This is a genomic window from Haloarcula regularis (assembly GCF_029338315.1).
In the GTDB taxonomy this organism is placed as follows: Archaea; Halobacteriota; Halobacteria; order Halobacteriales; family Haloarculaceae; genus Haloarcula; species Haloarcula regularis.
The window spans coordinates 2,234,153-2,260,759 of sequence record NZ_CP119794.1 but is presented as its reverse complement, the minus strand read 5'-3'; the positions used below and the strand labels follow the sequence as shown (position 1 = coordinate 2,260,759).

Genomic DNA, 26,607 nt, shown 5'->3' with positions numbered 1-26,607 from the left:
TTTGTCAGACGATGACACGTTCGTCGCGACGGTGAAAGAAACCGGACGGGAGCGAAGTCGTTTAACCCGGCGGGGCCCGTCGACCGGGTATGGACGCGACCGCACACCACTTCGGCCTGACCGTCTCGGACCTCGACCGCGCCGTCGAGTTCTACCGCGACGTGCTGGGCCTCGAGGTACTGACGCGCTTTACCGTCGGCGGCGATGCGTTCGCCACCGGCGTGGGTGTCGAGGACGCGAGCGCCGAGTTCGCACACCTCGACGCCGGCGGCGCGCGACTCGAGCTCGTCGAGTACGAACCCGAGGGGGACGCCCGCGAGCGGCCCGAACTCAACCAGCCCGGGGCGACGCACCCGGGGCTGTCGGTCGACGACCTCGACGCCGTCTTCGAGGCGCTCCCCGACGACGTCGAGACGGTCAGCGACCCGCAGACCACCGAGAGCGGGACGACGATCGTGTTCGTCCGCGACCCCGAAGGGAACCTCGTCGAGCTCCTCGAGACCTAGTCCGCGCTGGCCTCGGCCTGCTCGTCCTGCAGACTCTCTAAGGCGCCGACCGCGGCGCGGCGGTACGCGTCGACGTCGTCACCGTACTCCTCGCGGGCCATCGAGACGTACTCGTCGGCGGTGGCCTCCTCGGCCTCGGTGAACCGCTGGACGCGCTCGAGGGTCCGTTCGGCCGTCTCGACGACCCAGCGGTCGCGGGTCGCCTCGTCGACCTGCGAGATGGACTCGGGGCGAACCGAGACGTTCACGTCGCCCTCGTCGGTCTCGTAGGTCCGGGGCTTGCCGACGACGGCGACGTAGGCGGGCGGTTCGAGGTCCCGCAGCATCGACGCGGCGTCGGGCTGGTACTGCCCGGCGTACATGAAGAACGTGTCGCCGTTGGGGTCGACCACACGGCCCTGCCAGTACTCGCTGTCCTCGCCGACGTCCTCGGTCTCGGTCAGCGTGCCGACGACGAACACGCGGTTGGCCCGCTGCCCGGTCGGGAGCAGGACGTACACCGGCGCCCGGTCGTCGTCTGATTCCTTGAACGTGTAACTCGCGTCGTTGAACTCGCGTGCGAAGACGCGGCGGGCGACTTCGCGGGTGGGGGTACTCGACATCTTAGATCGACCTCGCTTTGATGAGTGCGCGTTCGGCATCGACCGGCCCGGTCAGTCGCTCCTGGTCGTCCGCCAGCACGTAGCGGCGGAACGTCGGGCCGGTGACCCGGTAGTAGCGCCCCAGAATCTTCTGGCGCATCTCGTCGGCGACGACGGTGGTGTCGAGCGCGTCCATCGCCATCTCCTTTCCCTCTTCGAGGGTGATGCCGGTGAGCTCCGTCGTGGCGTCCTCGTCGAAGATGACCTCGGAGACCTCCTCGCCGTCGTCTAAGACGCCCTTGATGCGGAGGTCGAACTCGCCTTCGACCTCGCCGTGTTCGCTACAGCGGCCGTTCTGGAGGACGCGGGTACAGTCCTCCTCGGGACAGCGCTTGATGAGGCCCGAGCCCGACTGGATGTCCACCAGCGCGCCCTCGACCTCGACGCTGTCGTCGCCGACCTCTATCTCTTCGTCGAGCTCCTCGATGACCGTCGTCCGGTTGAGCTTCACCGAGAACTGGCCCTGGTACTCGTCGGTGACGACGTTGCGCAGGGCGTAGGAGGTGCCCTCCTCGAGTTCGGGGAGGTCGGACTTCGACCACTTGGTGAACTTGATGGTGCCCGTCTCGTCGCCCAGCAGGCCGACCTGTGCGACGGCGTCGGCGCGCGGTTCCCACAGTTCGACGACGGTGACACGCATATCGACCCACTCCTCGGGGGCGTCGACGTCCGACACCTGGACCTGGTCGTTGCCACCGCCGCCACCGCCCAGCTGCTCGCGGTCCATGCCGGCCTCGTCTAAGTACGTGTTGACGACGCTCCGGCGGGCCTCGGTCAGCGGGACCTGGTAGTCGTCGACCAGCGTCTCGAGGCGCGAAACGACGTCCTCCACCTCGATGTCGAGCTGGTCCGAAAACTGCTCGTGTATCTCTACTGCGTCGGTACGCAAATCTGACTCTGTCATTGGCGTTCACTGTCTCCACCTTGGTTTTCGTCGGGAGACACTAGTCCGTTGGTCGGCTTCCCGTATAAACGCTCGTCTAGCACGGCGAAAGTGAAGCAGTCCGACGGCAGTCACACACGGGTCGTCGGGCCCCAGCGTGGCCCTCGCGCGAGAAGATTGATTTGCCGTCACCCGCTACGTCGGGACATGGGCGACGACGACCGGCTCGGGCGGTTCGTCCGGAACGGGCTCCGGTCCGCCGGCCGGCAGCTCTCCGACGCCAAACGCGCCTACAGCAACGGCAAGCGGGCGGCGCTGGCGGGGTTGCCCTCCGACGACGAGGGGCGGGCCCGCATCGTCTGCCGGCGCTACGCCGAACGGCGCGCCGCCGCGCTCGACGAGCAGCTGCGTCCGGTCTGTTACGACGCCGACCATCCCGACTGTCAGGGCTGTCTGGAGGACATCCGGGCCGGCACCGTCGAGACGTTCTGACCGACCCATACCTTTGAACCCCCCGGCGGGCAAGAGGTGGCCATGGACAGACCACTCGTCGCGCTGATTCTGGCCGGTGGCACGGGGACGCGACTCTACCCCGCGAGCCGGTCGGACCGCCCCAAGCAGTTCCAGTCGTTCGGCCGCGAGCGGTCGCTGCTGGCCGAGACGGTCGACCGCGCCGGGTTCGCCGACGAGACGTACGTGCTCACCCGCGAGGACTACGTCGACGGCGTGCGCGACCGCGCCCCCGGGGCAGCGGTGCTGACCGAACCAGAGCCCAAAGACACCGGCCCGGCGCTGGCCTACGCCGCCCACACGATCCGCGAACAGGTCGGCGAGTGCGTGCTCCTGTGCCTGCCCAGCGACCACCACATCGAGGGCGACTTCGAGGACGTCGCCCGGCGGGCCACCGGCGTTGCAGTGGAAACAGGGGGGCTCGTGACACTCGGTATCGAACCGGACAGACCGGCGACCGGTTACGGCTACATCAAGCCCGGGCGGACCGAAGACGGCTACCAGCACGTCGACGCGTTCCACGAGAAACCCGACCGGGAGACGGCGGCCGAGTACGTCGAGGCGGGCTTCTACTGGAACGCCGGCATGTTCGCGTGGACGCCCGAGGCCTTCCTCGCCGCGACCGAGGGGACCCCACTGGAGCCACTGGTCGACCGCCTCGACGAAAATCCGGCCGACGCCTTCGATGCGGTCGACCCCGTGAGCGTCGACTACGCCGTCCTCGAACGGGCCGAGAACGTCTCCGTCGTCCCCGCCGACGTCGAGTGGGACGATCTGGGGTCGTGGGACGCGCTGGAACGGGTGCTGGACCACGCCGAGGGCAACGCCGTCCTCGGCGACCACGTGAGCATCGACAGCGAGGGGAACGTGCTGGCCTCGGACGGCCACGTGAGCGTCGTCGGCGTCTCGGACCTCGTCGTCGCGTCGTTCGACGACCGGACGCTCGTCGTCCCGAAGGGGCAGGCCCAGCGGGTCCGCGAAGTGGTGAGCGAGCTGCGAGCGAGTGGAAAATTCTAACGGCAATCGAGAGATTCACCGAGTGAATGCTGCATCCGGAGCGCGTGGGCCGCGAAATTTCAACGAAAAAGTATTACTATTCTGCCAACGCACTTCGGTTATGACGACTGGCGAAACTCCCGTGAAACCTGATGACCGAAGACCTCGTCACTGTCGTCGAAACGACCGCCGTCGAGGCCGCGGCCGCACGGTTGGTCAGCGGGGACGTACAATCACTCGTCGTGGTCGACACCGCCGGTCGGCCGGTCGGGCTGTTTACGACGACGGACCTCGCGGAGATCGTTGCCACCAGACGGGCGCTCGGTGATGCGACAGTCGCCGACCACATGACGAGGAATCTTATCACCGTCGACGCCGACACCACGGTCCAGGAAGCCGCCGCCACGCTGATCGAGCACGAAATCCACCATCTGCCCGTGACCGACGGTGACGACGTGGTTGGGATGCTCTCCGCACTGGACCAGACGGCGTTCCTGTCCAGCAAAGCGAGCAGTGATGCGGCGTAGCGGCGATCGGTAGAGACCCCACCAGAGGATGAGCGACCCGGTGGACGTATACGTTCCATCCGGCCGGTGGCCACGGATGCTCGAACCCACGTCGACTCGGACATCCACGATACGTCGAGACAACCGACACACGGGTGGGTTCCTCGCAGGCCCACCGCCGTGGATAGTTTCGAGTGCTGTATCGGCGAGACCGACGTCGTGGGAGCCCTATCGACTGACTGTCATTCAGGCGAAACACACAGTAGGCTAGAACGAGTGGTGCGGGTATGGAAGGGGCTGCTCGCCGGTTCTGGCTGACCGTCGTCCCGCTGCTGGTCGGGTTCTCTGCGGGCGGACTGCTCGTGTTCGCGGCCCTCTTTCCGGACCAGCTGTTCCCGGTCGAGAGCGAGGCCTACGTCGCGACGGCGGCGGTCGCGCTAGTCTCGCTCGGGCTACTCGTCTGGCAGCTGGCGACCCCCAGCGGGAACGCCGGCCAGTCGCTGGATCGACCGGGCCGCTAGCTTTCGCATCGACCCGCCGTCGACGGGGAGGGCAGTGCCGGTGACGTAGGACGCGCGGGCCGACGAGAGGAAGGCGACGACGTCGCCGAGTTCTTCGGGCTGGCCGACCCGCCCCAGCGGTGCGTCGGACCACTCGGCGATGCCCGCCTCGTAGGAGTCGTACTCGCCGCGTTCGACGGCGGCCTCGACGAGTTCCTCGATGCGGGGCGTCTCGTGAGACCCCGGGAGGACGGCGTTGACCCGGACCGCCGGACCCCACTCGCGTGCCTGGGTCTTCATCAGGCCGATGACCGCCCGGCGCACCGCGTTCGAGAGGACCAGGTCGTCGATGACCTCCGCGACCGACCGGGAGGTGATGTTGACGACGGTCCCCGCCTCGGAGTCCCGGAGGTAGGGGTAGGCAAAGCGGGTGGTCCAGACGACACTCATCACCAGCAGGTCGAAAGCCGTGTACCACTCGCGTTCGGTCGTCTCGAGGAAGGGGCCGGGGCCGGGGCCCCCGGCGCTCGTGACGACGTGGTCGAGACCGCCCAGCGTCTCGACGGTCTCCTCGACGAACGCCTCGACCTCGTCGCGGTCGGTGATGTCGGCCTCGACGGCCAGGACGTCACCGTCGCCCGTCTCCCCGAGTCGCTCTCGCGCCGCCTCGACGTGTTCGGGCGTGGTCCCACAGACGGCGACGTGTGCGCCCTCGCGAGCGAAGGATTCGGCGCTCGCGAGGCCGAGGCCACTCGTCGCGGCGGTACACAGTACTACGTTCCCCTCGAGTTCGAGGTCCATACCAGTCGCCACGGCACTAGGGGTCAAAAAGTTCCGGTGCCAGTCTCGCGGTCGTGTTTACGATGCTTCGCAGCGCCAGAATGCCCCGGCTGTCTGTTCGTGGCTCTCGGATCGTAACTGAACACTGCCCGGTCTAGCTGCCCCAGAAGTTGTCCCGGCTGCCGAGCCGTCGACGGTCGTCGTCCTCGCCGTCCTCGGCGTCCTCGTCGGCCGCCGTCCGGTCGGCCTCGTCGTCGTCCACGTCCTCCTCGTCGAGTTCGAGCCGCTCGATCTCGTCCGCTCGCGCGTGGTTCGACCGCACCTTCGTCACCTTCACCTTCGCCTTCGCCGGCGGCAGACGCCGTCGACCATGATGATGAAGCCGTCCTCCGTACGGCCGACGCCGGCACCGCTCTCGTGGATGTCCTCGACGGTCACGACGACCTCCTCGCCGATTTTCACCGGTTGGCTCTTGAGTTCCGAGATGGGCTGGCTGTAGTGGTTACACCACTCCGCACCACCCCGGTCGCCGTAGTGCGTACAGCCCATCCCCTCGATTCGTTCGGTGAAGCTGGGGCATTCGTCTGCGAGCGGACAGTCGGGCATAGCCCAGCGTAGATTGGCGGACGGCAAAACGCTTGCGACCTGGCGGGCCCCCGACGGGCCCGTATCGCGCGAGCGTCGGGCCGACGAACGTTTTTGCCGGGTGGGCCGCAACCCCTGCGTACCGGAGTCGGGTAATGACGACGATACGTTCGGCTATCGTGGCACTGGGGCTCGCACTCGCCCTCTGCAGCGGCGCGACCGGGCCGGTCGCCGCCGCCGACGCCCCGTCGGAACCGACCGCGTCGGCCCCGTCTATCGACGTCCGTTACGAGATTCAGCGCCTGCCCGCGCGGCCCGGCCTCGTCCGCGTGACGGCGGTTGTCACCGTCCCCGACCCCGTCGCCAGCCTCACGGTCCAGTTGCCCACGAACGCGACGCGGGTCTCCCGGGACGGGTTCGAGCGAACGGACAGGGCCTGCAGTGGGACGGCGACGCCGAACGACCCAGGCTCTCGTATACGGTCCCCGTCGACCTCTCGACGCCGTTCGGTCAGCGGACGGCCGACACGCGGGAGTGGACGCTCGTCAGTCGAACGGAGGTCGCTCTGCGCGCCCGCTGGCAGTGGCGGGGCGAGCGCGAACCCGACTGGGACGAGCGCCTGACCGTCGACGGCCCCGGCGTGGGGAGCCCCTCCGTCGCCTACCTCGGCGCCTACGAGATGGTGACCCGGGAGACGGGCGTTGGGTCGATCCGGCTCGTCGTCCCCGAGACCGTGGTGCTACGGGCGCCGCCGGCGACCATCCTCGGGTCCATCGCGGGCGCTCAGCGCGAGACGCGCGTCGGCCCGACCCACAGCGTGGTGACCGTCTTCGCCGCCCCGGACTGGCTCGGGCCGGGCGGGTACACGCCCGCCAACGGCGAACCGGCGGTCATCGTCAACGCCAGAGAGCCCGTCAGACACCCGACGAACGTCTGGGTCCACGAGTACCGCCACACCCGCCAGCACTACCGGACGACCGAGGAGATGCGCTGGGTCACCGAGGGCAGCGCCGACTACTACGCCGCGACCATCACGCTGCGGCAGGGCCACGTCGGCTACGACCGGTTCCGGACGCGCATCACGACCGAGCGCTCGGAGCGGGCCGACCTCTCGCGCCCCGAAACGTGGGACGCACGGACCGCCCCGTACCACAAGGGCGCACGGGTCGTCGCCGCCCTCGACGCCCGCATCCAGCGCCGGACCGGATGGGAGCACTCGTTCGAGGACGTGCTCGAACTGCTAACGGCCCGGGAGGGCCCGGTTACCCTCGACTCGTTCGTCGAGGCCATCGCCACGGTCGCCGGCAGGGAGACCGCGGCGTTCGCCCGGCAGGCGGTCGTCGGCTCCGCACCACTGGTGCCCGACGAACCCCACGCCGTCACCCGCGAGGGGCGCAACGACCCGGACCGCGACGGCCTCGACAACGCCGCCGAGTGGCGCTACGGGAGCCACCCGTTCCGGGCCGACACCGACGGGGACGGCCTCGACGACGGCGTCGAGGTCAAGGCCGGGTCCGACCCGTTGGTCGACGAACCGTGGCCCGAGGCCGACGAACCAAGTTCGACCCTGCTTCGCCCGCGCCGGACGCCCGCACGCTACGAAGTCGACACTGTTCGGCGCGGGGTCGCCGCAGACACCGAACAGCAGCGTGACTTCGCCGTCAGCAGGCCCGTGGCCGTGACCGACGTCGACGCGGCCGACGCAACCGACGAGCAGGCACCCCCCACGGTTCTCTGGGTGACCGCGAGTGTGGTCGCGCTGACGCTCGGGCTCTGGTGGCGACGACGGAACGGGCGATGAACGCAGCCCCCGCGAGGGGATCGAGGCACGGCGGGACGATACCCGGAGAGAGCCGTGTTCGAGTTCTATAATCCGACTCCTATCGACCCACGACCACGGAGTCACCGCCGCGCGGACGGAGTGAGCGCGGTTCACCGGCACCGAGCGCAGCGAGGTGCCGGCTCTTTTTCGCCACCGAAAGACTCGCTCCGCTCGACGTTCGAGCCTTGCTTCACAGTGATCACCAAGCCCACGTTTTTCGAGTCGAACGGACGAGAGAGCGGTCACTACCGAACATTCCTTCCGGGATTGTACGATCCCTCTACGTCCGACTGTCGAGCATCCGCCGAGCGTAGCGAGCGGTTCACTTCACGCGAACGAAGTGAGCGTGAAGGTCGTTTTATACTAAATTTTGCGAGGAGTGGTTCGCGTCGCAGACGCGAACCCGACGAAGTAAAATTTAGACGGGCACGATGGGATTCGAACCCACGACCGTCGGATTAGAAGTCCGACGCTCTATCCGGACTGAGCTACGTGCCCTCACCAGTTCGTAGCGGGGGCGGTGACAAAAGGCGTGCGAAATCAGCCCTCGTACTCGACGTCCTCGTCGGTCGCCTCGGCGGTGGTGATGGCGATGGCGTCGGTCGTCTCGACAGCGGTCAGGCCGTCGACAGCACAGACGTCGTCGACGCGCTCGTGGGGGACCGACACCGCCAGATCGTCGAACTGGAGGTTGCGCTCGACGGTGGCGCCGCAGTCCTCGACGGCGCTGGCGACGGCCTCGGAGTCGGCGTCGTCGGCGGTCGTCAGCGCCAGCGCGACGGTCTCGCCGGGAATCGGGTCGGCGCGGATGCTCTCGACGGCGCGGGAGACGTACATCACTCGGAGGAGTGGCCGCCGGGGCCTTGACTGCGCTGGTCCGGCGGCTCGAAACGGGTCTCGGCGACGGCGAAGGCGAGGGTGCTCGCCAGGCCCAGCAGCGTCCCGCCGGTGAGGACGACGGCGAGGTACTGGAGGTCCTGCAGGCCAAGAAAGAAGGCGCTGACTCCGTGGAGGACGGCGGCGATGGCGAGCACGTAGAAGGGCGCGTTGAGGTACCGCCACCGGAACGTATCGTGGAGGTACTCGTCGGTGACCCGGCCCAGACTGGAGGTGACGCCGGCGGCGGCGAACCACTGGAGCGACCCGAAGACGAGCGCGGCGACGACCTCGACGGCAGAGCGGGGTTCGGGCTGGGCGTCGAGCGTCTGGACGCCGCTGACGCCGCCGATGACCAACAGCGCCGCGGCCACGACGTAGGTGATGATGGTTATGCGGCCGGCGTAGACCCCGGAGGTGATGCGCTCGGCCGTCCGGTCGACCAGTTCCTCCGCGCCCAGCCCACGGGCCAGGACGTACAGCCCGAGCAAGCCGGAGATGATACCGAGCGCCGACCCCGGAAGGCCCAGCGACTCGACGGCGATGGTCAGCGGGTAGATAAGGAGGAGGATGCCCAGCGGCACCAGGATGGTCCCGCGGGTCTCCGGGTCGTCGAGGACCTGCTTGATGGTGTAGTACATCGACTCCAGGTTCTGGGCCTGGCGGACGACGACCCGGCGGACGCCGTCGATGGGGACCCGCGAGCGGATGACCGGCACCACGGACTCGTCCTGGGCGCCGTCGGTGACGACCAGTGCCCGGACGTCCTCGCTGGTGACCAGCGACGCCAGCACCGTGTCGACCTCCTCGCCGACGGCGCGGTTGGCCGCCACGTCGCTCCCGTCGACGCCGGTGACCGCGGCGACCTCGACGGCCTCGTCCTCGACGCCGTCGTAGATGTGGATGCCCTCGAAGAGGACGTTGACGTCGGAGTCCTCGGGGTCGGCCTCGGCCAGCGCGACGGCTGCGTCTTCCACCGCGTCGCGCCCGATGACCGGCGTGTCCATACCGGTCTTCCGGCCGAGGTCGTCGTCGAGGTCGACACACAGCACCAGCAGCATTGTCGCCGGATACGCCACGAGCGTTTAACTGTCTTCGGGCGAGGGGGCGGGCGTCGCCTCGTCGGTCTCGCGGGTGCGCCGTTCGACGACGAGCAGGGCCGCCAGGCCGAAGATGATGAGTGCGTAGGCGCCGGCGGCGAGCAGGGCGGCTTGTTCGTCGGCGTACTCGCCGGTCCGGAAGATGATGGCCTTCCGGACCATGGCGATGACGCCGGTGTAGATGACCAGGCGGACGATACGGCGCGTCTGGCTCTCCCGGGTGTAGGCGACGACGGTCTGGTACACCTCGACGATGATAAAGAGCAGCAGGGCGGTGTCGATGAACCCGACGACCACCAGCGGATCGGTGATGGTGCCCGAGAGCGCGGTGCGGAATATCTGCAGGCCGAGGTCGAAGACGCCGATGGCAAAGAGCACGACCAGCACCAGCGCGGCCACCACCTCGACGGATCGCATGAGGTCCTCGCTGCGGGCCAGGACCCGCTCGTCGAGCGACTCGCCGGCCGAGACCGGGCCGCCCACGGGGCCAGAGTCGTCCTCGCCCATAACCAGAAGTATTTCTCCAGATACATCAACGCCGCCCCTACCTGATGTGGCCCGGGTCGGTCGGGGCCGGGTCCGTGACCGGCTCGTGGCGGCCGAGACGGAGGACGAGCGCGCCGACCGGGAGCAGGAGGACGGCCCCGACGACAAACGGGGACCAGAAGCCGACGGCGAAGTACAGCCACCCCATCACCGGCGGGCCGACGGTGCGGGCGAGGCTCCCGGCGCCCTGGGTGATGCCGAAGGCGCTGCCCTGGACGTCCGCACCGGCGCGCTGTGAGACCAGGGCCGTCAGCGTCACCGAGAGGACGCCGTTGCCAACCGGGAGAACGGTGAGAATCGCGAGCAGCCCCAGCAGGTCGGCGGTGAGAAACGGCGCGAGCGCGGAGAGGTCCGGAAAGAGAGCCCCCACGGTCTTCGAGAACGGGAGGAGGCCGACGCTGCCGACCAGCAACGCGGTGCCCGCGACAGAGAGCGCCACGGGGCCGTACCTGGCGGTCAGCCGCCCGATGAGGACGCCCTGCGTGAGTACCGCCAGGACGCCGATGTAGGTCAGCAACAGCGCGCTCTGGGCCGCCGTGTAGCCGTAGACGTCGGCGACGTACGGGATGAACATTATCTGCACACCCGAGAAGGCAAACGAGACCAGGAAGAAGGCGACGAGCAGTTCGCGCAGACCCGGCGCGGCGACGGCGGCCCGGAGCTGTGAGAGGGCCGACGGGCGGGCGGTGCGGGCCTCGTCCGTCGCCGCCGGGGCGCGCGACTCGGGGAGGAAGAACACCGCGACGACGACGCCACAGAGGCTGGCGAACGCCGCGGCGAAGCTCGGCAGGGAGAACTTCGTGATGGGGACGACGGCGGGGAGCGCGGCGGCGACGGCGGCGACGGTGGCGTCGAAAGAGAGGATCGCACCGATTCCAGGACCGAAAATGAAGCCCACGCCGAAGGCCGCGCCGATGTAGCCCAGCGCGGCCGCCCGGCGCTCCGGCGGAGTCACGTCCGCGACGTAGGCCTGGGCCGTCGAGAGGTTCCCGCCCATCGCGCCGGCGAGCATCCGGGAGGCAAAGAGCAACCACAGCGCGTCGGCCAGGCCGAAGATGGTCCAGGCCAGCACCGACCCCGAAAGCGAGAGGACGAGCACCGGCCGGCGGCCCGCCCGGTCCGAGAGCGACCCCAGGACGGGCGCGAACCCGAACTGCATCGCCGAGTACGACGCCGCCAGCAGACCGATGACGAACTCGGTGCCACCCGGAAACGAGCGCGTGTAGAAGGGGAGGATGGGGATGATGATGCCGAATCCCAGCAGGTCGAGGAAGACGACAGCCAGGACGATGGCGAGGCCCCGACGGCGGGCACCTTCGGGGAGCGTCCTCGCGGAGTCGGTCATGACCCGACGTCCGGCCGGACGGGGGATAAGCCCCGCGGGGCCGGCCCACGTCGACCCATCCCACACCGACCGTGATGCGCACGCTTGCCACTCGGGGAACTGGTAGGGTGTACACGATGATCTCCGAGGGCTGCGAACAGTGCGCCAAGGGCGGCAAGATGGTGCTGTTCGTCTACGGCTACTGTGACCAGCGGGACTGCTTCTACTGTCCCCTCGGGGAGAACCGCAAGAACGTCACCCAGATGTACGCCAACGAGCGCCCCGTCGAGGCCGACTCCGATGTCATCGAGGAGGCCAAGCGCATGAGCGCGCTGGGCACGTCCATCACGGGTGGCGAACCGCAGGAGGCCCTCGACCGGACCTGTCACTACCTGGAACTGCTGACCGAGGAGTTCGGCGAGGACCACCACACGCACCTCTATACGGGCATCACCGGCGGCCGCGAGAACATGCGCCGCCTCTCGGAGGCCGGCCTGGACGAGATCCGCTTCCACCCGCCCTTGGAGCTGTGGGGCGACCTCCACGGCACCGAGTGGGAGGAGATCCTCTACATCGCTCGCGAGGAGGGGCTGACGCCGGCCTTCGAGATTCCCGGCATCCGCGCCGAGGAGGAGTTTCTGGAGTTCTTAGACGAGGGCGCCGCGGACTTCTGTAACATCAACGAGTTCGAGATGTCCGACGGGAACTACCGCCGGATGCAGGAGGCGGGCTTCGAACTCAAAGAGGACCACATGAGCGCCGTCGAGGGGTCTCACGACATCCTCGAGACGATGGGCGACCACGAGAAGGTCTACTTCTGTACGAGCGTCTTCAAGGACGCCGCCCAGCACCGCTCGCGGCTCAAGCGGATGGCCCGCAACATCCGCCGGGAGTTCGACGACGTCACCGAGGACGGGACCCTCGTCTACGGGAAAGCCTGGGTCTCAGAGGCGCGACTCGAGGAACTCGGCGTCCCCGAGGAGTTCTACGCCGTCAAGTCCGACCACGTCGAACTGGCGTGGTGGCTCTTAGAGGAGATGGTCGAGGAGGGCGACGTGCCGAAAGGCGAGATCGTCGAGCAGTACCCGACCTACGACGGGACCGTGGTCGAACGGACGCCGCTCGCTGGGCCCGGCACTGGGTCGCGGGCGACCGCCGACGACTGAGTATACGGCGACGGAAGGGAGCCGTTTCACCGACCGCGAGTGCAACGAGCGGTCGGCTTTTTGGTCCAGATTTTTCGACGAGCGGTGTGCGAACGGAGTGAGCACACCCGAGGCAGAAGGTGGGATGCGGACCGTGGTCGATCGGACGCCGCTCGCTGGGCCCGGCACTGGGTCGCGGGCGACCGACGACGACTGATCAGACGGCGACCAGCGACACCGGAGTGGCGAGGGACAGCGAGGGACTGAGCCTCCGGTTCTCACAGGTCGAGAACAGTCAGGGCCGTTGAACGAGGTGGCCGTCGTATCTCCCGATATGAGCCGGACAGACACGACCGCCGAAACCGAGCAGGTGTGGATGGTCGAGCGGACCTTCTCCGCGGACTCGCCACACATCCTCGTCATCGTGTACGCCACGCTCGACGGGACGCGCTACCTCCAGAAAGAGCGCGCGTTCAACCGCTTTGGCGGCAACGCGCCCGAGGTCACCGCCGCCATCGAGGCGTCGCTCGAGGAACTGCGACCGGTCGAGACGGCCGACCGCCGGGAGCGCTACGGGACGGAGGCCGAGCGGATGCGGACCCGCCACGACCCTGACGACGCGGTGTGAGCGAACCGCCACGCGCTGGCACGTCGATGGGCCAGTCACAGCCGGGCCCAGTCGGTTTGGTCGACAATTTGATAGTACCGTGTGGAGTCTGTCCAGCTGGTCCCCATGAACTTCGACATCGACAGCGGCAAACTCCTCTACGCGCTGGGCGTCCTCTTTGCGGCCGCAGCGCTGCTGTATTTCGTCCGCGACGTGGTGTTCGGTCTCTCGATTACGGTGAAGGCCGTCCTGCTGTTGCTGACGTTCGTCGTCTTCTTCGTCGCCGGCGTGGCGGTCCAGCGCGACGTGCTGGACGTGGTCGCGTTCGCGCTGTCTGGCATCGCCTACGTCGTCTTCGTCGGCTACGTCGTCGTCCGCTACGACCCCGGAGAGACCGGCACCTTCCTCCTGCTCGCGGCCTCGGCCGCCGTCTTCCTGGGGCTCGGGTACGGCCTCCGGGTGCGTGAGCTGACGATGTCGCGCCGGACCGCCGCGGCCATCGTCACCGGTCTCGTGGTCCTGAGCGCGGTGCTCGTCGGCGTCGACGCCGTCGGCGGCGGCGTGACATACGACCTCGAGACGGAGTCGTCGGTCACCGTCGAGCCGCCGACGCGGGGCCCGGACCGGGGGTACACCCAGTCTGAGGTCACTATCGGCACGGTCACCGCCCGCAACGAGTTTGTCTTCACGAGAGCCTTCGACCTCCCCGAGTTGCGCGGCTGCCTGCTGGGCGTCCCCGACCCGCCAAGTCGGGAGCTCTGGGTCGGCTACGAACCCGCCGCCTTCGAGCAGAGGAGCGTCATCCGCGGCGAGACGACGCGCACCGTCGACGTCCGGGCGGACGTGCTGGTCGACGTCAACCAGACCGAGCCGGTGACCTACGCGGTCGAACGGGGCGAGGACTGCGACGGGGATCGGGCGTCGCCAACGCTCGTAGTGTGGGTCGAAGAGCGACGCCCGTGACTCACTTCGAGAGCTTGCCCAGACACTCCTGGCAGTAGGTCATGTCCGTGCGGTTGTGGGCCCCACAGCTCGCACACGACGTCATCCCGTCGGGAATCCGGGTGCCCGTAGCCGCGGCCGTCATCGCCGCGGCGTCGAGGCGCCACGACCCCGACTCGGCCTGCTCCATGTGCTTCGCCCGTCTGTGGGCCCGCTGGATGAGTTCGTCGTCGCGCATCGACTCGAGCCAGTTCCACAGTCCGAGAAACAGCAACGTCGGCGTGACGATGACGAAGAGTCCGGCCGCGACCCGGAGTGCCAGTTCCACCTGCCCGAGTGCCATACGGTACCAAAGTGGTCCAGTCGTGAGTATCCTTCGCTCGGTACAACCGTTGCCCGTCGGTCAGTACGCGTAGAGCGAGACGACGTACGGCAGCTTGTTGTACATCCAGATGGCCAGCGGGAGGCCCACGATGGTCAGCGAGAGGCCGTACGCGACGCCCAGCCAGACGCCGCTGGCCCACCAGCCCACCAGCAGGAACCACACCGCACGGACCGGGAGTGAGTGCTGTGCCCCGCTCCCGCCCGCTTCGACCAGCGGGTCACGACGCTTGAGCGAGAGGACCAGCGGGACCCTATTTATCATCTTGATACCCAGCGGGATGCCGACGATGGTGACGTTCAACAGCCACGCGACGGCGAGCCAGAGGCCGGTCGCCCACCAGCCGACGAAGACGAACCACACCGCGCGGACGAGGAGGGAGGGTTGGTCGCTCATGCCTGCCCTACTCGGCCGGTCGGCATCAGCTTTCTGTCCGTGGACGGAGGTCACATTCCCGGACGACCCCGCGGTTCGAACCCTCCCGTTGGTCGGCCTCGCATCGTCGAGACTCCTCCGGTCGCGCCCCTCGCTACGCTCGGGCTCTCGCTATTTCTCCCGGGTCGCTTCGCTCCCCGTTGCGCGTCTTCGAGGGCCGCTCACTTCGTTCGCGCCCCTCGCTACTCCTCCACGGCTCCCTTCGGTCACCGTTCCGGTTCGAGGCTTCTCACTCCGTTCGAAGCCTCGCTACTCCTCCGCGGCTCCCTTCGGTCACCGCTCCGGGACGAGGCCTCCCGTTGGTCGGCCTCGCTACTCTTCAAACACGAACGTCCCATCCTCCTGGACGCGTTCGCCGTCGACCTCGATGTACGAGTCCTCGCTCATGTCGACGATCATGTCGACGTGGACGGCCGACTCGTTCTGTTCGTTCTCGTCGCCGACGGTGTCCTCGTAGGCCCGGCCGACCGCCATGTGGACGGTGTCGCCCATCTTCTCGTCGAACAGCATGTTGTAGGTGAATCGGTCGATGTCGCGGTTCATCCCGATACCGAGCTCGCCCAGGAAGCGGGCGCCCTCGTCGGTGTTCAGCACCTCTGTCAGGAGGTCCTCGTTCTTCTCGGCGCTGTGGGCGACGACCTCGCCGTTCTCGAACCGCAGCGAGACGCCGGTTATCTCGCGGCCCTGGTGGTACAGCGGCTTGTCGAACAGCACCTCGCCGTCGACGCTCTCGGCGACGGGAGCGGTAAAGACCTCGCCGCCGGGGAGGTTGCGCTCGCCGTAGTCGTTCAGGGTGGGATTACCGGCGACGGACATCCGGATATCGGTGGTCTCGCCGGAGACGATGTGGACCTCGTCGGCCGGGTCGAGGATGTCGACCATCTGGGACTGGTGTTCCCTGACGGCGTCCCAGTCCTTGTTGACGGCGTCCCAGACGAAGTTCTCGTAGCCCTCGGTGGACATCTGGGCCAGCTGGGCGTTGGCCGCCGCGGGGTACTGAGTGAGACACCAGGGCTTCGAGAGCCGTTCGTCGAGCAGGGGGCGCTGGGCCTGCTGGTAGGCGGCGTTGGTCTCGGGATCGACGTCGCTGGTCTCGGTGACGTTGGCGCTCCCGCGGATCGCGATGTAGGCGTCCATCTCCTCGTAGAGCGCCATCACGTGGCTGGGCGTCTCGAACTCGTCGCGGTTGCGCAGGTACGCGCGAGTGTAGCGTTCGCCAAGGCGGTCCTGGACGACCAGGGGGTTCACGCCGCGGTCGGCGGCGAGCTCGTGCAGTGCGACGACCAGATCCTCCGAGACGGGGTGGGCGTCGATGACCAGATCGTCGCCCTCGCTCAGGTCCAGCGAGTGGTCGACGACGACTTCTGCGTGTTCACGGATGCGCGGGTCCATACGGGGATACACCGCCGACGGCCCCAAACAGCTTTCGTCCGCGGCTACTTTCTGCTGCCGTCCAGACCCTCTTTGAACCCGGTGACCGTGCGCCGGAGCATCAGGTACATGAAAAAGAAGAACCCGAGGACGGCGGCGAGGATGGCGTAGGTTATCAGTTCGGCCATACGCCCCATTGCCGACGGCGGGGCAAAGGAGTTTCGGCAGTTCCCCGGAGGCGGGCTGAATCGCCCGGAATCGAAAGGTAAAATCGACCTTTGAGCGATATGTGTAAGAGTCGTCGTAGTTTGGATAACACTCATATGGGCATAGAACATATGAAGAATCATGTCGTTACTGCCCTCCCGGGACCCGGCGATACCGGACGCCGAACCGCGGGTCATCGGGGTCGACAGCGAAGACGCTGACGACGTGTTGTCGGCCCTCTCGGCAGAGACTGCGCGGAAGCTGCTGTCGGAGCTCAACCGCGAACCCGCACCGCCGGGCGAGTGGCCGACCGCGTCGACACCTCGTTGCAGAACGCCCAGTACCACCTGAAGAAGCTCAAGAAGGCCGGCGCCGTCGAGATCGTCGACACGGCCTACTCAGAGAAGGGCAGGGAGATGGACGTCTACGCCCCGGCGAACCAGCCCCTGGTCATCTGTGCCGGCGACGAGCAAGAGACCTCCGGGCTGCGGGCCGCGCTGGCGAACTTCCTGGGCGGCCTCGCCATCGTCGGCCTGGCGAGCCTGCTCGTCCAGCAGGTGTTCGGGGCCGGCCTCTTCGGCGGGCCGACGGTCCACAGTGGGAGCGCGGACACGGCGAGCCGGGACCCGAGTTTCTACCTCGAGAACGGGACCATCGCCGACGGTGGGACCGAGACCGCACTCGGGGCGGTCGACGCCGCCACGCAGGGCAGCACGGCGGTCGCGGGCGGGCTCTCACCGGGGCTCGCGTTCTTCGCCGGCGGGGCCTTCGTCCTCGTCGCCCTCGTGGCCATCTGGTACGTCCGGTAGTCGTCTCGCGTGGGTTGTTTCTCACCGTTCAGACGTCGTGTGTGACTTCCGAGTACGTCGTTCCGTCCGGAGCGCGCAGTCGCGCTCGTAACAGTCCGTCCTCGGCCAGCAGTTCGGCGTGGGCGGGCCGGTAGCGCCGCGGGTCGGCGTACGACCCAGGGTTCACGAGCAGGCGGCCGTCCAGGGTCGAGAGCGTGGGGCGGTGGGAGTGGCCGACGACGACCACGTCGGCATCCTCCTGGCGGGCGAGCATCCCCAGGGCCGTCTCCGTGTGCTCGTGGCCGTGGGCGACGACCACAGTGCGGCCCGCCCACGAGCACGTCGCGACGTCCGTGAGTCGCTCGCAGACGCCGGTCGTGTCGTTGTTCCCGTAGACGGCGGTCAGCGACCCGGCCTCGGCCGCGACGGCGTCGAGGACGTGCTCGGTCGTGAAGTCCCCCGCGTGGACGACGGCCTCGGCGCTGCGCACGGCCGCGAGCGTCCTGTCTTCGAGTTGGTGCCCGTCAGTACCGTGGGTGTCGGAGACGACGGTGAGCACGGTTCGGGCTACGTGGCGGGGGTATAAATCCAGAACCACTTTGGGGCCCGCTCGTGACCCAGTGGTAATGGCAGGCAGTAAATCAGTCGTCCTGGCCGCCCTGTTCGCCAACGGCGCCATCGCGGTGCTGAAGTTCGTCGGGTTCCTGCTGACCGGGAGCGCCGCCATGCTCTCGGAGACCTACCACAGCATCTCCGACACCGGCAACCAGGTGTTTCTCCTCATCGGTATCCGCTACAGCGGGCGGGAGAGCACCCGCACGCACCCCTTCGGGTACGGGAAGGCGCAGTTCTTCTACAGCTTCCTCGTCTCCGTCTTCCTCTTTGGTATCGCCGGGTGGGAGAGCCTGAAACACGGCTGGAGCCAGTTGACCGCGGGGGGCCACGGCGGGGCCCACTCGGGGAGCATCGAGTTCCTCTTTATCAGTTACCAGCCGCCGGCGTGGCTGGACCCGCTCTGGGTCAACTACTCCGTACTGCTTGCGGCCTTTGCCTTCGAGACGTACGCGCTGGTGAAGGCCCGCGCGGAGATGCGCCGGCAGATGACCCGCAACGACTGGGGCAGTTACCGCGAGGCCTTCCGCAAGACCAGCGACGTGACGACGCTGACGGCCCTGACCGAGGACACCATCGCACTGGCCGGTATCACCATCGCGCTCGTCGGTCTCTTCCTCGAACAGCAGACCGGGAACGCCTTTTTCGACAACGTCTCGGCCCTGCTCATAGGGATCATGCTGATGGGCTTTGCGCTCGCGCTGGCCTGGGAGAACAAGCGCCTCCTGCTGGGCGAGAGCCTCCCGGCCGACGAGGGCGCGCGACTGCGCGAGGCCATCCTGGCCCACGGGAGCGTCGTCGAACTGGTCGACTTCCGGACGGTCTACTTCGGGCCGAACGAGGTCATCGTCTCGGCGGACGTCGTCTTCGACACCGACCTCGACACCGCGGCGCTCGACGACGCCATCACCGCCATCGAGACCGACCTGAAGGACCTGAACGGCGACGTCAGGAAGGTCTACATCGAACCGGAGACGTAGGGGTCGGCGTCGCGAAGCCACCACGGGACGGGGACCCGCTCTAGACCCGTCGTGATCGTCATCTCGACGGTGAGGTTGCTCCCGTCCGGACGGCGCGCCCGGTGGTCGACGTAGCGGACGACACCGGCCCGGTCGACGTACACTCGCGAGGAGAGAATCGCGTTCCGCGAGGGCGACAGCGCGCCGTCGGTCCGGTTCGTCCCGACGACAGCGAGCGTCCGCCCGTCGCGCTGGACCGTGCCGAGGCGTCGGTACTCCCCCCCGGTCAGCACCTGAGCGAGGAAGGCGCCGCCCGACAGGGTGCGGACGTAGGGGATCTGGCCCTCGCTGGGCCGGATCACGTAGTCCGTGTCCGGGTCGTCCCGGACGTTGGTGTACTCCCGGTTGCCGACGAGGACCGAATCGTCGACGAGCGGGCCGAACGTCTGTCTTACCCGGACGACGCCCCCATCGCGGTCCACCCACACGTCACGGGTGTTCTGCGGTCCCTCGCGAACGATCCGGCGGTGGTAACTGCGCTCTGCGAGTGCGGCGTCGTGGCGCGAGAGCAGGCGGTCCATGTCGACCGTCCCGTTCCGGAGCGGGACCGGGACGTCCGTCGCGGTGTCGGGGACCGGCGCCGGCGTCACCGTCTCCCCGGGTGCGTCACCGCCGACGACCAGGCCAGAACAGCCCGCCAGCAGCGCCACCGTGAGGACCGTCAGGGGCCGCCACATACCCCCGAGAGGGGCGGGGCGGGCAAGTACCTGGCGGGTGTTACCACGTAACCCACACAATTTTTATGATGTTGTTTCGAACAGGTGCCTATGACAGGCGACAATCACGACGTCCGCGCACCGGCACTCAGAGCCCTCCAGCGACGGGGACGGGAGGACCCGGAGGGGCTGTGGGCCGAGGTGGCGTCGGACCTCCACTGGTCCGAGCCGTGGGACACCGTCCTCGAGAGCGAGGGGCCGGGCGAGTTCGAGTGGTTCACCGGCGGGCGGACGAACGTGAGCTACAACGCCGTCGACAGGCACGTCGAAGCGGGCGACGGGAACCGGGCCGCGCTCGTCTTCGAGACCGGCGAGCGCGAGGGCAACGAGGTCTACACGTACAACGAACTGCTCCACGAGGTCGAGCGGGTCGCCGGGATGCTCCGGTCGTTCGGCATCGAACGGGGCGACACCGTGACCATCTACATGCCGATGTGTCCGGAGGCCGTCTTCGCCATGCTGGCCTGTGCCCGCATCGGGGCCGTCCACTCGGTGGTCTTCGGCGGGTTCGGCGCAGCGGCGCTGGCCGACCGCATCGAGCTGGCCGACGCCTCGCTGCTGCTGACGGCGGACGTCGGCTACCGGAACGGCGACGAGGTCGACCTGAAGGCCATCGTCGACCGCTCGCTCGACGAGTACGACGCCGCCGGCGACCGCATCGAGGACGTGGTGGTCCTCCAGCGGGGCGGCGACACGGCGCTGCACCAGCGCGACACCACCTGGACCGACGCGCTCGAGCGCGGGCGCGACGAGGACACGAGCCACGTCGAGACGGCGGCGACCGACCCCGCGTTCATCCTGCCGACCTCCGGGACCACGGGAAAGCCCAAGGGGACCGTCCACCAGCACGGCGGCTACCAGGTCCACGTCTACGCGATGGCCCAGTGGATGTTCGACCTCAAGCCCGCCGATACGTGGTTCGCTACCTCCGACATCGGCTGGATCGTCGGCCACTCATACATCGTCTACGCGCCGTTGCTCGTGGGGTGTACCACCGTCGTCTACGAGGGGGTCCCGACCTACCCCGACGCCGGTGTCTGGTGGGACCTCGTCGAGCGCCACGGCGTCACCGAGATATTCACCGCGCCGACGGCTATCCGCGCGCTGTCGGGCTTCGACGACGAGTTCCACGAGCGTGCCGACCTCTCCACGCTCGAGGCGGTCTTCTCGGCGGGCGAACCGCTCAACCCGCCGGCCTGGGAGTGGCTCCAGCGCGAGGTGCTGGACGACGAGGTGCCCGTCATCGACCACATGTGGCAGACCGAGACCGCGGGCCCCATCATCGGGAACCCCTACGGCATCGACCTCGTGCCGATCCGGCCCGGCGCCGCGGGCGTCGCGCTGCCGGGCGTCCAGGTGACGGTGACCGACTTCGACGGCGACCCGGTCGAGCCGGGGACCGAGGGGGCGCTGGTCGTCGAGGAGCCCTTCCCCGGCCTCACCCCGACGCTCTGGGAGGGGCACGACCGCTACCTCGACGAGTACTGGCGCGCCGTCGACGGGAAGTACTGGGTCGGCGACGCCGTCTCGATGGACGAGGACGGCTACTTCTGGTTCAGCGGCCGGGCCGACGAGGTCATCACCATCGCCGGCCACCGTATCGGGCCGACCGACCTCGAGGACGCACTGGTCAGCCACGACGCCGTCGTCGAGGCCGCGGTCGTCGGCAAACCCGACCCAGAGAAGACCGAGGTGGCGGCCGCCTTCGTCGTCACCCGCGAGTCGGTGACGCCCGACGACGCCCTCCGCGAGGAACTCGTCGGGAACGTTCGCGAGCAGGTCGGCGCGTTCGCCGTCGTCGGCGAGCTGAAGTTCGTCGACCAGCTTCCCAAGACCCGGTCGGGCAAGATCATGCGCCGGACCATCCGCGACATCATGCTCGACGAGGACCTGGGCGACCTCTCGACCATCGAGGACCCCGACGCCGTCGACACGGTCGAGCAGGCGACCGACGACATCGAGGTGGAGGCCCCCGACGAGTAGCGACCAGTTCCGTCCCCCGGCGAAGTCTTTTATCCCGAGAAGCGCCACTACCACCCAGTGGCGACGACCGACGACGGGTACCTCCGGTTTCCCCTACGACGAGCCGTACGACCACCAGCGCGAAGCGATGGGCACTATCTACGAGGCGCTGGGCGAGGGGCGGGACGTCCTCTTCGAGGGGGCCTGTGGCACCGGCAAGACGCTGGCGTCGCTGGTGCCGGCGCTGGAACACGCCCGCGAGACCGGCAAGACCGTCGTCATCACGACAAACGTCCACCAGCAGATGCGCCAGTTCGTCGCGGACGCCCGCGCCATCACCGAACAGGAGCGTCTGCGCGCGGTCGTCTTCCGTGGCAAGGGGTCGATGTGCCACATCGACGTCGACTACGAGGAGTGCCAGGCGCTCCGTGATACGACCCGCGACCTGGTGGACGTCGAGGGCGACATCGCCGACCTCGAACAGCGCGAGGGGGAACTCCTGGAGGAAGGGCAATCCGGGGACACGCAGGCGATGGAAGCACGGAGTGCGGTGGTCGACGAGCTCCGGAACCTGCAGGACGAACGCGACGAGATTCGCGAGGAGCGGTCGGTCTGCGACCACTACTACCGGAACCTCACCGTCGACACCGACGCCTTCTACGCGTGGCTCTACGACGACGTGCGCACCCCCGACGACGTCTACGAGTACGCCCACGAGCAGGGCATGTGTGGCTACGAACTGCTGAAAGAGGGGATGGACGGCGTCGACCTCGTGGTCTGTAACTACCACCACCTGCTGGACCCGACCATCCGCGAGCAGTTCTTCCGCTGGCTGGGCCGGGATCCCGAGGACGTGGTCGCCGTCTTCGACGAGGCTCACAACGTCGAATCCGCCGCGCGGGACCACGCCCGACGCACCCTCACCGAGAACACGCTGGCCCAGGCGCTCGAGGAACTCGAGGGGGTCGAGGACCCCCGGGTCGAGGCGGCGACGAACGTCCTCGAGACGTTCCGGGACGCCCTGGTCGAGACATACGAGGACTCCTTTGGCTTCGGTGATAGGGAAGCGGTCGACGACCACTGGGAGGACGTCACCATCGCCAACCCGGACCGCCGGGACGACCTGACGCTCGCATTTCTCCAGGGGTACTCCGGGCCCGGGTTCCACGCGGAACTCGACGACGCCGTCGACCTGGGCCGCGAACTCGACGAGCAGTACGTAGAGCAGTTCAAGGACGGTGAACTCGACACCCGCAAGGAGTGTCAGACCCTCCAGGCGGCCACCTTCCTCGCGGACTGGCTGGCCGAGTCGGACGACGCCGGCCAGTACCCCGTCGTGAGCGTCCGCAGGGACGAGTCCACCGACGAGGTGTACGGCCGGGCCGAACTCTACACCTGCATCCCCGAGCAGGTCACCCGGTCGCTGTTCGACGACCTGCACGCGGCGGTCCTGATGAGCGCCACCCTGCGGCCCTTCGACGTCACCGAGGACGTCGTCGGCCTCTCGGACCCGGTGACGATGGCCTACGGCGCGCAGTTCCCCGAGGAGCGCCGGCGCACCTACGCCGTCGACGGCCCCGCGCTGTTCGCCAGCCAGCGCGACGACCCCCAGACCCAGCGGACCATCGCCCGCACGCTCGAGGACGTCGTCCGTTTCACGCCGGGGAACACGCTCGTCTTCTGCCCCTCCTACAGCGAGGCCGAGCGCTACCACGACATGGTCGCCGTCAGCGGGACCCGGTACCTCGACGAGCCCGGGAAGCAAGCCCGCGACCTCCGGGCGGCGTTCACCAGGGGCGACGACGGCGTCCTCTTTACCTCGCTGTGGGGACGCTGGCCGAAGGGGTCAGTTACGACGGCGACGACGCCCGGACCGTCGTGGTCGTCGGCGTCCCGTACCCGCACCTCGACGACCGGATGGACGCCGTCCAGGACGCCTACGCGACGGCGTTCGGCGACGGCGAGGACGACGCCGGGTGGCGCTACGCCGTCGAGATACCCACGGTCCGGAAGACCCGCCAGGCGCTGGGCCGAGTCGTCCGCTCGCCCGAGGACTTCGGGGCGCGCATCCTGCTGGACAAGCGTTACACCGAGGCCGCCGAGATGGAGATGCACGATTACGCCGTGCGCGGCGCGTTCCCGCCCGAGGAGCGCCGGGAGATGGTCGACATCGATCCCGAGAAGCTGAAGTTCGCGATGCTGAACTTCTATCAGGACATGTCGGCGTACGACGGGGCGCCGCCGAAACCGTAGACACCTCGGCGAGGATTGGCCAGTCACGACGCGAAACCGGATAGTTTGAAACCCCGGCCACGGTACCATCCGGTAATGTTAGTCGCGTTCGACTTCGACGGGACGCTCTCGGACTCGGAGATGACGGTCCTGCTGGGCGACCAGAACGGCACCGCCGAGGATATGGCCGATATCACCGAACGGGCGATGAACGACGAGATCGAATACGCGGAGAGCCTGCGTCAGCGCTGTGCGCTCCTCGCCGACCTGCCCGACGAGAAGGCACAGGCGGCCTTCGACGCGGTGGAACTGCGCCCGGGCGCGGCCGACGTCATCCGGGCGCTGCGCGAGGCGGGCGTCTACGTCGCCATCCTCACCGGCGGGTTCGAGCGCGGCGTCGAGGCCGCACTCGAAGCGGAAGGCGTCGAGGTCGACGCCATCGTCGCCAACCGCCTGCCCGTCGCCGAAGGGAAGCTCACCGGCGAGGTCGAGGGACCGCTCATCGAGGGGACGAAAGACGACGCGCTCGAAGTCGCGACGGCCGTCACGGGCGAGGCCCGCACGGACACCGTCGCGGTCGGCGACGGCGCGAACGACCTGCCGATGCTGGAGGTCGCCGGCCTCGCCGTCGGGTTCGACCCGAAACCGGCCGTCGAACCGGCCTGTGACGTGACCGTCGAGACGATGGCGGAACTGCGGGACCTGCTGGAAGCGAAAGGAATCCTCTGACCGGCGCGGCCGCGACGGCTACTCGACCTCGCTACAGCCACAGGCGGGACAGTTCGTCAGCTGGCGGTCGAACGAGAGGTTACAGAACCGGCAGACGTAGGTCTCCCGGTCCAGTCGAACGGCGTTTCTGAGTGACGTGAGCACGGACATGGGTTGGTGGGACGGGTATCGGCAACAGTATATGATATTATCCAGTGGTTCTCCCTTATTCCTTGTGTTCGTTTCAGTATTCTCGATATAACGAACCATTCAGACCTAAATACCGCCTACTTCTGGAATATATCGCTAAACATTCCTGACTGACGTCGCGAGAGGCCACCGGCTCACCGGGGGCGTGGTCGAGAGAGTGTCGCGAGAAACCGCCAGGAGAGGGAGTCAGTTCGTGGCCCGGTCGATGGCCTGATCGAGGTCGGCGATGATGTCCTCGACGGCCTCGGTCCCGACCGAGAGGCGCACCAGGTCGTCGGTGACGCCGGCGGTGGCCTTCTCCTCGTCGGTGAGCTGCTGGTGGGTCGTCGACGCCGGGTGGATGATGAGCGTCTTCGCGTCGCCGACGTTCGCCAGCAGGGAGGCGATCTCGGTCGACTCGACGGTCGTCCGGGCGGCGTCGTAGCCGTCCTCAAGGCCGAAGGTGATCATCCCGCCGTAGCCGCCGTCGAGGTACTTCGAGGCCGTGTCGTGGGTCTCGTGGCTCTCGAGGCCGGGGTAGGTGACCCACGAGACCTCGGGGTGGTCGTCGAGGTGTTCCGCGACGGCCATCGCGTTCGCGCAGTGGCGGTCCATCCGCGAGGGCAGCGTCTCCAGGCCCTGCATCGTCTGCCAGGCGTCGAACGGCGACTGCTGGCACCCCAGGTCACGCAGCCCGCGGGCGATGGCGGCGTAGGTGAACGCGGCGTCGCCGAACCGCTCCCGGAAGTTGACCCCGTGGTAGGCCGGGTTGTCGCCGCCGATCTCGGGGTACTGCTCGGCGTACTCGTCCCACGGGAACGACCCGCCGTCGACGAGGATGCCGCCGACGGTGGTACCGTGGCCGTGGATCCACTTCGTCGTGGAGTTCCAGACGAGGTCCGCGCCGTGTTCGAGCGGGTTACAGAGGTACGGCGTGGCGAACGTGTTGTCGACGAAGAGGGGCGCGCCGTTGTCGTGAGCGATCTCGGCCAGGCGCTCGATGTCGGGGGTCACCAGCGCCGGGTTCCCGATGGTCTCGAAGTGGACGTAGGCAGTGTCCTCGTCGATGGCTTCCTCGTAGGCCTCGTAGTCCAGCGTGTCGACGAAGCGGGCCTCGACGCCGTTGCGCGGCGCAGTGTGAGTGTAGTAGGTGTACGTGCCGCCGTACAGCGAGGAGGCCGTGACGATGTTGTCGCCGACGTCGGCCAGCAGAAAGGTCGCGAGGTTCAGCGACGCCATCCCCGAGGCCGTCGCGACGGCACCGACCCCGCCCTCGAGTTTGGCGAGTCGTTCCTGCAGCATCGCGACGGTCGGGTTCATCAGCCGCGAGTAGATGTGCCCGGGCTTCTCCAGGGCGAACTGGGCGGCGGCGTCGTCGGCGTCCTCGAAGACGTACGAGGTGGTCTGGTGGATCGGCGGGGCCCGTGAGCGGGCGTCGGTGCCCGGCTCGTCCTGGCCGACGTGCAGCGCGTCTGTCTCGAATCCGCGGTCGTCGCTCATGGTGTGGTACCCATCTTCATCCCCTGGGGAATAAAGATTCACTACACCGGACAACGACGCCAGTGCCCCGGGACGACGGCAAATACGGACGGTAGTTGCGGTCCCGAGACGAGTCACGCATACGGCGAGCGAAGCGAGCCGTTTCACCGGCCGGAGCGGAGCGACGGCCGGCTTTTTTTGATCCAGATTTTTCAAGGAGCGGGTTGCGGGCCGTCGG

The 26,607-nt window shown here is 68.0% G+C and carries 27 protein-coding genes, 1 tRNA gene and 4 pseudogenes; 15 read left to right on the top strand and 17 right to left on the bottom strand.

Features of this window, described 5'->3' with window-relative positions; genetic code table 11:
* The first annotated feature begins 89 nt into the window (after window positions 1-89).
* On the top strand, window positions 90-506 hold the full coding sequence (locus P1N55_RS12180) for a VOC family protein (RefSeq protein WP_276275848.1): 417 nt from the start codon (window positions 90-92) through the stop codon (window positions 504-506).
* Here P1N55_RS12180 and P1N55_RS12175 read toward each other — a convergent pair.
* The gene (locus tag P1N55_RS12175; protein WP_276275847.1) at window positions 503-1,108 is read right to left on the bottom strand and encodes an RPA family protein; all 606 of its coding nucleotides are present in this window, start codon (window positions 1,106-1,108) and stop codon (window positions 503-505) included. The genes P1N55_RS12180 and P1N55_RS12175 overlap by 4 nt on opposite strands.
* A 1-nt stretch (window position 1,109) precedes the next feature.
* Window positions 1,110-2,051, bottom strand: a complete 942-nt coding sequence (locus P1N55_RS12170) for a replication factor A (protein ID WP_276275846.1) — start codon at window positions 2,049-2,051, stop codon at window positions 1,110-1,112.
* A gap of 186 nt (window positions 2,052-2,237) precedes the next feature.
* Here P1N55_RS12170 and P1N55_RS12165 point away from each other — a divergent pair, with 186 nt between their 5' ends.
* The 4 genes from P1N55_RS12165 (at window position 2,238) to P1N55_RS12150 (ending at window position 4,563) form a co-directional block, all read left to right on the top strand.
* Window positions 2,238-2,522, top strand: coding sequence for a DUF7091 family protein (locus P1N55_RS12165; RefSeq protein ID WP_276275845.1), 285 nt, complete (start codon window positions 2,238-2,240; stop codon window positions 2,520-2,522).
* A 42-nt stretch (window positions 2,523-2,564) separates the two neighbouring features.
* The gene (locus P1N55_RS12160; protein WP_276275844.1) at window positions 2,565-3,557 is read left to right on the top strand and encodes a mannose-1-phosphate guanylyltransferase; all 993 of its coding nucleotides are present in this window, start codon (window positions 2,565-2,567) and stop codon (window positions 3,555-3,557) included.
* Between the two features lie 131 nt (window positions 3,558-3,688).
* Complete coding sequence (locus P1N55_RS12155) at window positions 3,689-4,063, top strand: CBS domain-containing protein (RefSeq protein ID WP_276275843.1); 375 nt, start codon at window positions 3,689-3,691, stop codon at window positions 4,061-4,063.
* 266 nt (window positions 4,064-4,329) lie between these two features.
* The gene (locus P1N55_RS12150; RefSeq protein WP_276275842.1) at window positions 4,330-4,563 is read left to right on the top strand and encodes a hypothetical protein; all 234 of its coding nucleotides are present in this window, start codon (window positions 4,330-4,332) and stop codon (window positions 4,561-4,563) included.
* A 3-nt stretch (window positions 4,564-4,566) separates the two neighbouring features.
* Here P1N55_RS12150 and P1N55_RS12145 read toward each other — a convergent pair.
* Both P1N55_RS12145 and P1N55_RS12140 read right to left on the bottom strand, forming a co-directional pair.
* Window positions 4,567-5,343, bottom strand: a pseudogene (locus P1N55_RS12145) (SDR family oxidoreductase); the annotation flags it as partial.
* Window positions 5,344-5,476: 133 nt separating this feature from the next.
* Window positions 5,477-5,928: pseudogene (locus P1N55_RS12140) on the bottom strand (TRAM domain-containing protein).
* Window positions 5,929-6,062: 134 nt separating this feature from the next.
* Here P1N55_RS12140 and P1N55_RS12135 point away from each other — a divergent pair.
* The gene (locus P1N55_RS12135) at window positions 6,063-6,530 is read left to right on the top strand and encodes a hypothetical protein (protein WP_276275840.1); all 468 of its coding nucleotides are present in this window, start codon (window positions 6,063-6,065) and stop codon (window positions 6,528-6,530) included.
* 17 nt (window positions 6,531-6,547) lie between these two features.
* Window positions 6,548-7,708 carry a M61 metallopeptidase family protein gene (locus tag P1N55_RS12130; RefSeq protein ID WP_276275839.1) on the top strand — a complete coding sequence of 387 codons (1,161 nt, stop codon included), beginning with the start codon at window positions 6,548-6,550 and terminating at the stop codon, window positions 7,706-7,708.
* A 444-nt stretch (window positions 7,709-8,152) separates the two neighbouring features.
* Here P1N55_RS12130 and P1N55_RS12125 read toward each other — a convergent pair.
* From P1N55_RS12125 to P1N55_RS12105, 5 genes are all read right to left on the bottom strand, one after another.
* Window positions 8,153-8,227, bottom strand: a tRNA-Arg gene (locus tag P1N55_RS12125).
* A 42-nt stretch (window positions 8,228-8,269) separates the two neighbouring features.
* Window positions 8,270-8,566 (bottom strand): hypothetical protein, encoded by a 297-nt coding sequence (locus P1N55_RS12120; RefSeq protein WP_276275838.1) that lies wholly within the window; start codon window positions 8,564-8,566, stop codon window positions 8,270-8,272.
* On the bottom strand, window positions 8,566-9,666 hold the full coding sequence (locus P1N55_RS12115) for a DUF373 family protein (RefSeq protein ID WP_276275837.1): 1,101 nt from the start codon (window positions 9,664-9,666) through the stop codon (window positions 8,566-8,568). Before P1N55_RS12115 ends, P1N55_RS12120 begins: the two co-directional genes overlap by 1 nt.
* Window positions 9,667-9,690: 24 nt before the next feature.
* Complete coding sequence (locus tag P1N55_RS12110) at window positions 9,691-10,212, bottom strand: phosphate-starvation-inducible PsiE family protein (RefSeq protein ID WP_276275836.1); 522 nt, start codon at window positions 10,210-10,212, stop codon at window positions 9,691-9,693.
* Between the two features lie 37 nt (window positions 10,213-10,249).
* A complete protein-coding gene (locus P1N55_RS12105) occupies window positions 10,250-11,596 on the bottom strand; it encodes an MFS transporter (protein WP_276275835.1) in 1,347 nt (448 codons plus the stop codon).
* A gap of 116 nt (window positions 11,597-11,712) precedes the next feature.
* Here P1N55_RS12105 and P1N55_RS12100 point away from each other — a divergent pair, with 116 nt between their 5' ends.
* The 3 genes from P1N55_RS12100 to P1N55_RS12090 all read left to right on the top strand — a co-directional run bounded on the left by P1N55_RS12100 (window position 11,713) and on the right by P1N55_RS12090 (window position 14,290).
* On the top strand, window positions 11,713-12,741 hold the full coding sequence (locus P1N55_RS12100) for a radical SAM protein (protein WP_276275834.1): 1,029 nt from the start codon (window positions 11,713-11,715) through the stop codon (window positions 12,739-12,741).
* Window positions 12,742-13,054: 313 nt separating this feature from the next.
* Window positions 13,055-13,348 (top strand): hypothetical protein, encoded by a 294-nt coding sequence (locus P1N55_RS12095; RefSeq protein ID WP_276275833.1) that lies wholly within the window; start codon window positions 13,055-13,057, stop codon window positions 13,346-13,348.
* 105 nt (window positions 13,349-13,453) lie between these two features.
* Complete coding sequence (locus tag P1N55_RS12090; RefSeq protein WP_276278721.1) at window positions 13,454-14,290, top strand: DUF1109 domain-containing protein; 837 nt, start codon at window positions 13,454-13,456, stop codon at window positions 14,288-14,290.
* A 1-nt stretch (window position 14,291) separates the two neighbouring features.
* Here P1N55_RS12090 and P1N55_RS12085 read toward each other — a convergent pair whose 3' ends face one another.
* The 4 genes from P1N55_RS12085 to P1N55_RS12070 all read right to left on the bottom strand — a co-directional run bounded on the left by P1N55_RS12085 (window position 14,292) and on the right by P1N55_RS12070 (window position 16,645).
* Entirely contained in the window at window positions 14,292-14,612 is a 321-nt protein-coding gene (locus P1N55_RS12085; RefSeq protein WP_276275832.1) for a zinc ribbon domain-containing protein, read from the bottom strand.
* A 60-nt stretch (window positions 14,613-14,672) separates the two neighbouring features.
* The gene (locus P1N55_RS12080; RefSeq protein WP_276275831.1) at window positions 14,673-15,047 is read right to left on the bottom strand and encodes a YccF domain-containing protein; all 375 of its coding nucleotides are present in this window, start codon (window positions 15,045-15,047) and stop codon (window positions 14,673-14,675) included.
* A gap of 351 nt (window positions 15,048-15,398) precedes the next feature.
* Window positions 15,399-16,478, bottom strand: a complete 1,080-nt coding sequence (locus P1N55_RS12075) for an aminopeptidase (protein WP_276275830.1) — start codon at window positions 16,476-16,478, stop codon at window positions 15,399-15,401.
* 44 nt (window positions 16,479-16,522) lie between these two features.
* Window positions 16,523-16,645, bottom strand: a complete 123-nt coding sequence (locus P1N55_RS12070) for a DUF7859 family protein (protein ID WP_276275829.1) — start codon at window positions 16,643-16,645, stop codon at window positions 16,523-16,525.
* 160 nt (window positions 16,646-16,805) lie between these two features.
* On the opposite strand from P1N55_RS12070, the pseudogene P1N55_RS12060 reads away from it, so the two are divergent.
* Window positions 16,806-17,473: pseudogene (locus P1N55_RS12060) on the top strand (ArsR/SmtB family transcription factor).
* Window positions 17,474-17,501: 28 nt separating this feature from the next.
* On the opposite strand, the gene P1N55_RS12055 reads toward P1N55_RS12060, so the two are convergent.
* The gene (locus tag P1N55_RS12055) at window positions 17,502-18,011 is read right to left on the bottom strand and encodes a metallophosphoesterase (protein ID WP_276275826.1); all 510 of its coding nucleotides are present in this window, start codon (window positions 18,009-18,011) and stop codon (window positions 17,502-17,504) included.
* A 67-nt stretch (window positions 18,012-18,078) separates the two neighbouring features.
* On the opposite strand from P1N55_RS12055, the gene P1N55_RS12050 reads away from it, so the two are divergent.
* Entirely contained in the window at window positions 18,079-19,044 is a 966-nt protein-coding gene (locus tag P1N55_RS12050) for a cation diffusion facilitator family transporter (RefSeq protein ID WP_276275825.1), read from the top strand.
* On the opposite strand, the gene P1N55_RS12045 is transcribed toward P1N55_RS12050, so the two are convergent.
* Window positions 19,023-19,760, bottom strand: coding sequence for a hypothetical protein (locus tag P1N55_RS12045; RefSeq protein ID WP_276275824.1), 738 nt, complete (start codon window positions 19,758-19,760; stop codon window positions 19,023-19,025). The genes P1N55_RS12050 and P1N55_RS12045 overlap by 22 nt on opposite strands.
* A 90-nt stretch (window positions 19,761-19,850) precedes the next feature.
* Between P1N55_RS12045 and acs the strand changes: the two genes are divergently transcribed.
* The 3 genes and pseudogenes from acs to serB all read left to right on the top strand — a co-directional run bounded on the left by acs (window position 19,851) and on the right by serB (window position 24,722).
* Window positions 19,851-21,782 (top strand): acetate--CoA ligase, encoded by a 1,932-nt coding sequence (gene acs / locus P1N55_RS12040; protein WP_276275823.1) that lies wholly within the window; start codon window positions 19,851-19,853, stop codon window positions 21,780-21,782.
* A 57-nt stretch (window positions 21,783-21,839) separates the two neighbouring features.
* A pseudogene (locus P1N55_RS12035) lies at window positions 21,840-24,014 on the top strand (ATP-dependent DNA helicase).
* Between the two features lie 75 nt (window positions 24,015-24,089).
* Window positions 24,090-24,722, top strand: a complete 633-nt coding sequence (serB, locus tag P1N55_RS12030) for a phosphoserine phosphatase SerB (RefSeq protein WP_276275822.1) — start codon at window positions 24,090-24,092, stop codon at window positions 24,720-24,722.
* 18 nt (window positions 24,723-24,740) lie between these two features.
* Here serB and P1N55_RS12025 read toward each other — a convergent pair whose 3' ends face one another.
* Window positions 24,741-24,872: a hypothetical protein gene (locus tag P1N55_RS12025; protein ID WP_276275821.1), complete on the bottom strand. Its 132-nt coding sequence runs from the start codon at window positions 24,870-24,872 to the stop codon at window positions 24,741-24,743.
* 225 nt (window positions 24,873-25,097) lie between these two features.
* A complete protein-coding gene (locus tag P1N55_RS12020; protein WP_276275820.1) occupies window positions 25,098-26,390 on the bottom strand; it encodes an O-acetylhomoserine aminocarboxypropyltransferase/cysteine synthase family protein in 1,293 nt (430 codons plus the stop codon).
* Window positions 26,391-26,607 lie beyond the last annotated feature (217 nt).

What these genes read in the sequence shown, in the direction of transcription:
- P1N55_RS12180 (WP_276275848.1), top strand. Translation starts at nt 90, where the DNA reads ATGGACGCGACCGCACACCACTTCGGCCTGACCGTCTCGGACCTCGAC.
- P1N55_RS12175 (WP_276275847.1), bottom strand. Translation starts at nt 1,108, where the DNA reads ATGTCGAGTACCCCCACCCGCGAAGTCGCCCGCCGCGTCTTCGCACGC.
- P1N55_RS12170 (WP_276275846.1), bottom strand. Translation starts at nt 2,051, where the DNA reads ATGACAGAGTCAGATTTGCGTACCGACGCAGTAGAGATACACGAGCAG.
- P1N55_RS12165 (WP_276275845.1), top strand. Translation starts at nt 2,238, where the DNA reads ATGGGCGACGACGACCGGCTCGGGCGGTTCGTCCGGAACGGGCTCCGG.
- P1N55_RS12160 (WP_276275844.1), top strand. Translation starts at nt 2,565, where the DNA reads ATGGACAGACCACTCGTCGCGCTGATTCTGGCCGGTGGCACGGGGACG.
- P1N55_RS12155 (WP_276275843.1), top strand. Translation starts at nt 3,689, where the DNA reads ATGACCGAAGACCTCGTCACTGTCGTCGAAACGACCGCCGTCGAGGCC.
- P1N55_RS12150 (WP_276275842.1), top strand. Translation starts at nt 4,330, where the DNA reads ATGGAAGGGGCTGCTCGCCGGTTCTGGCTGACCGTCGTCCCGCTGCTG.
- P1N55_RS12135 (WP_276275840.1), top strand. Translation starts at nt 6,063, where the DNA reads ATGACGACGATACGTTCGGCTATCGTGGCACTGGGGCTCGCACTCGCC.
- P1N55_RS12120 (WP_276275838.1), bottom strand. Translation starts at nt 8,566, where the DNA reads ATGTACGTCTCCCGCGCCGTCGAGAGCATCCGCGCCGACCCGATTCCC.
- P1N55_RS12115 (WP_276275837.1), bottom strand. Translation starts at nt 9,666, where the DNA reads ATGCTGCTGGTGCTGTGTGTCGACCTCGACGACGACCTCGGCCGGAAG.
- P1N55_RS12110 (WP_276275836.1), bottom strand. Translation starts at nt 10,212, where the DNA reads ATGGGCGAGGACGACTCTGGCCCCGTGGGCGGCCCGGTCTCGGCCGGC.
- P1N55_RS12105 (WP_276275835.1), bottom strand. Translation starts at nt 11,596, where the DNA reads ATGACCGACTCCGCGAGGACGCTCCCCGAAGGTGCCCGCCGTCGGGGC.
- P1N55_RS12100 (WP_276275834.1), top strand. Translation starts at nt 11,713, where the DNA reads ATGATCTCCGAGGGCTGCGAACAGTGCGCCAAGGGCGGCAAGATGGTG.
- P1N55_RS12095 (WP_276275833.1), top strand. Translation starts at nt 13,055, where the DNA reads ATGAGCCGGACAGACACGACCGCCGAAACCGAGCAGGTGTGGATGGTC.
- P1N55_RS12090 (WP_276278721.1), top strand. Translation starts at nt 13,454, where the DNA reads ATGAACTTCGACATCGACAGCGGCAAACTCCTCTACGCGCTGGGCGTC.
- P1N55_RS12085 (WP_276275832.1), bottom strand. Translation starts at nt 14,612, where the DNA reads ATGGCACTCGGGCAGGTGGAACTGGCACTCCGGGTCGCGGCCGGACTC.
- P1N55_RS12080 (WP_276275831.1), bottom strand. Translation starts at nt 15,047, where the DNA reads ATGAGCGACCAACCCTCCCTCCTCGTCCGCGCGGTGTGGTTCGTCTTC.
- P1N55_RS12075 (WP_276275830.1), bottom strand. Translation starts at nt 16,478, where the DNA reads ATGGACCCGCGCATCCGTGAACACGCAGAAGTCGTCGTCGACCACTCG.
- P1N55_RS12070 (WP_276275829.1), bottom strand. Translation starts at nt 16,645, where the DNA reads ATGGCCGAACTGATAACCTACGCCATCCTCGCCGCCGTCCTCGGGTTC.
- P1N55_RS12050 (WP_276275825.1), top strand. Translation starts at nt 18,079, where the DNA reads ATGGCAGGCAGTAAATCAGTCGTCCTGGCCGCCCTGTTCGCCAACGGC.
- P1N55_RS12045 (WP_276275824.1), bottom strand. Translation starts at nt 19,760, where the DNA reads ATGTGGCGGCCCCTGACGGTCCTCACGGTGGCGCTGCTGGCGGGCTGT.
- acs (WP_276275823.1), top strand. Translation starts at nt 19,851, where the DNA reads ATGACAGGCGACAATCACGACGTCCGCGCACCGGCACTCAGAGCCCTC.
- serB (WP_276275822.1), top strand. Translation starts at nt 24,090, where the DNA reads ATGTTAGTCGCGTTCGACTTCGACGGGACGCTCTCGGACTCGGAGATG.
- P1N55_RS12025 (WP_276275821.1), bottom strand. Translation starts at nt 24,872, where the DNA reads ATGTCCGTGCTCACGTCACTCAGAAACGCCGTTCGACTGGACCGGGAG.
- P1N55_RS12020 (WP_276275820.1), bottom strand. Translation starts at nt 26,390, where the DNA reads ATGAGCGACGACCGCGGATTCGAGACAGACGCGCTGCACGTCGGCCAG.